The organism is Frankia sp. CoWAU3, assembly GCF_977971855.1.
Genome location: NZ_CDWWXB010000138.1, coordinates 6,908 through 9,325, shown reverse-complemented (window position 1 = coordinate 9,325; position 2,418 = coordinate 6,908). Strand labels below are relative to the sequence as shown.

4 protein-coding genes and 1 pseudogene are annotated in these 2,418 nt (G+C 68.0%); 1 reads left to right on the top strand and 4 read right to left on the bottom strand.

Going from position 1 to position 2,418, the window contains the following annotated elements; translation table 11 throughout:
- Positions 1–28: 28 nt before the first annotated feature.
- On the bottom strand, positions 29–229 hold the full coding sequence (locus AC08ON_RS12655) for a hypothetical protein (protein ID WP_476617035.1): 201 nt from the start codon (positions 227–229) through the stop codon (positions 29–31).
- Between the two features lies 1 nt (position 230).
- Positions 231–635 (bottom strand): hypothetical protein, encoded by a 405-nt coding sequence (locus tag AC08ON_RS12650; RefSeq protein ID WP_476606229.1) that lies wholly within the window; start codon positions 633–635, stop codon positions 231–233.
- Positions 636–684: 49 nt separating this feature from the next.
- Between AC08ON_RS12650 and AC08ON_RS12645 the strand changes: the two genes are divergently transcribed.
- Positions 685–990 carry a hypothetical protein gene (locus tag AC08ON_RS12645; protein ID WP_476606230.1) on the top strand — a complete coding sequence of 102 codons (306 nt, stop codon included), beginning with the start codon at positions 685–687 and terminating at the stop codon, positions 988–990.
- A gap of 101 nt (positions 991–1,091) precedes the next feature.
- On the opposite strand, the gene AC08ON_RS12640 is transcribed toward AC08ON_RS12645, so the two are convergent.
- Positions 1,092–1,376 (bottom strand): hypothetical protein, encoded by a 285-nt coding sequence (locus AC08ON_RS12640; protein ID WP_476617034.1) that lies wholly within the window; start codon positions 1,374–1,376, stop codon positions 1,092–1,094.
- 274 nt (positions 1,377–1,650) lie between these two features.
- Positions 1,651–2,306: pseudogene (locus AC08ON_RS12635) on the bottom strand (transposase); the annotation flags it as partial.
- Positions 2,307–2,418 lie beyond the last annotated feature (112 nt).

Sequence of the window (2,418 nt, the reverse complement as noted above, 5' to 3'; positions counted from 1 at the left end):
AGTCACCCCACAGCACGTCTACAAAACGTCACCGATCACAACGTAGCGTGATCTCTGCGCGGCCCTGGATGACGAACAGGTCGTAGGTCCGTACCGGTCGGCTCGGATCGGGGATGCCGAACTGATTCGTGCGCAGCGTCGTAGGTTCGTGTTTGAGGAGCTTGATTCCGCGGATATAGGCCTTTCTCGCGTCGTCGTCGAGAAGGATGTCGCGCCGGACGACCGCCATGTCATGCCCCTTCCGGGAGCTCGTCGTGGGCGTCGTGGGCGTCGTGGTGATGGTGCTCGCCCGGATCGCCGTGCGGGCCATGGTCGTCGCCAGAGGCCCCGGGGGAGAACTCCTCGGGGAAGGCGGTGATGATCAGGCGTACCAGGTCGACGACCGAGGGGATCTGATAGTTGGGCAGGCCGTGGCAGTGTGCCGTGCCGTCGTTGGAAACCCCAATGTGGGCCTTCAGTGGTTGGCCGTCGACGGTGATCTCGTAGGTGGTCGTGATGACGACGTGGTGACCGTCGAAGTCGTCCTCGCGGACACTGCGGGCCGGGTCGCCATGTACGTGTTCCGGCCGGGGAAGGCTAGCAAGATAGTTGGCGAGAAAGGCAGGATGAGTGACGTCTGTCGGGTCCGGTGGCATGTAGTTCCCCCGAATTTCAGGTGGTGAGGTGGTGAGGTGGTGTGGTGAGGTGACCAAGAATCCACCGGCGGTACGGGTCTGGCAACGAGGTGTCGTCCAGGCGTCTGTGCGTCACGTGGGCCGGAGACGCCGCGGCGCCGCCGGTACCGGGGGATGCGTCAACCTGCCGACCGAGGTGTTATTGGATGGTCGACAGCGCCTTGTTCACGTCTTCGGCGTCGAACTCGACCGGGTCGAACTCGCCTGCGTCGAACTCGCCTGCGTCCCGCAGGCCCAGCCATTCCAGGCGCTCGTCGTGTTCCGGATGGCCGGGGTCGCCGAGGACCTCGACGAGCTCGCCGATGCGGGCTGCTGATCGCGAGATCGTTGAGGTCCGCCTTGACCTGGGCCTCCGCCGTCGCTTGGGGAGGGCCGGGTAGCCGCCGCGCGGGATGGTGCCATCACCGCGGCGGTCGCTCAGCTCGAGCCGATGCCCAACGTCCCGCCGGCTGCCGAGGTTCGGTCGATGAGAGCGGCGATGCCGTCGAGGATCCGGTCCACGCCGAAGAGAAACTCCTCGGTCTCCTCGAAGCCCGCCGGGCCGCCGCCGATCTCGCCCGCCCAGGCGATGCGGTGCAGCCGCGGATAGGTCCGCTCGTCGACGAGCTCGCGCAGCAACGCCTCGAAGCCCCAGACAGGCGGCGCGTCGCCCCCAGCCGGCCCTACCGCCGCGTCAGCTCCAGCCCCAGCGCAAGGAGCCACAGCCGTCCGGGCCTGGGCGGCAGCCCGGGCGGCATCGTGGGCCATTCGGGCCTCGCTGAGGGCGTACGGAGCTGAGCAGGCCGATCACGCGGAGTTTGTCGGCGTCAGAGCAGCTCCAGGACCGGATGCGAGGCGCGGCCGGAGCCTGCCCGGTGCCAAAGAAGCCATTACGGCGGTGGTTGCCGACGGCGTGGTGCAGTCCGTCGTGACCGGAAACCTGCACTCCATCGCCGAAGTCAAGCTGGGGGCCTTCGGGCTCACGGATTATCTGGACCTGGCAGTGGGCGGGTATGGGGACGACGCCACCGACCAGCTGGTGGGTGGCGAGTACGTCGCGGACGGGCTGGCCGTCGTAGCCGGAGTCCAGGTGCATCGTGGCGCCGGCGGGCAGGACACCGACCTGGGTGTTCATCTGTTCGATCGTCGGGTCCAGCAGCGGGGAGTCGTGCCGGTTCGCGCCGGCGGAGACCAGCCCGAGGGGACACCGGCGCCGTCGGTGCCCACCGACCGTTTGAGGCCGCCCTTGCGTCGGTCGACCGGGGACGGGCCGGCGGTGTCACCGCCGCAGGGGGCCTTGGTGATGCAGCCGTCCGCGGTCAGGTTCTCCAGGTCCGGTCCGATTATCTGGTCGTAGGCGGCCACCGTGAGGGCGTGCAGCTTCTGGGCCAGTCCGGTCTTCGCCTAGGCGGTCACCCGGCGGCGGATGGTGCGGTCCGAGCAGCCGGGGGTGGCGATGCGTTCGTAGCCCGAGCCGTGTACCAGCGCGGCTACGACATGCTCGAACACCACCCGGTCGGGGATCCGGCGGCGGTGACAGCCCAGGGGATGATCGGGGTGGAACTCCGGCCGCGGGCCGCCGTGGTGGGCGGTGAGCAGCGCGTCGAATTCGCCCCAGATCGGTTCGAGCAGGGATGATGGGACGGCAGGCACGGAACCCTCCGAAGGTTACTGACTGTGGTAAGCCAATGATCTTCGGGTTCCGTGCCTGTCTTGCGTGGCGACACACCGATTCGCCCCTACTGCCGGTCTCTCTAAAGTTCAG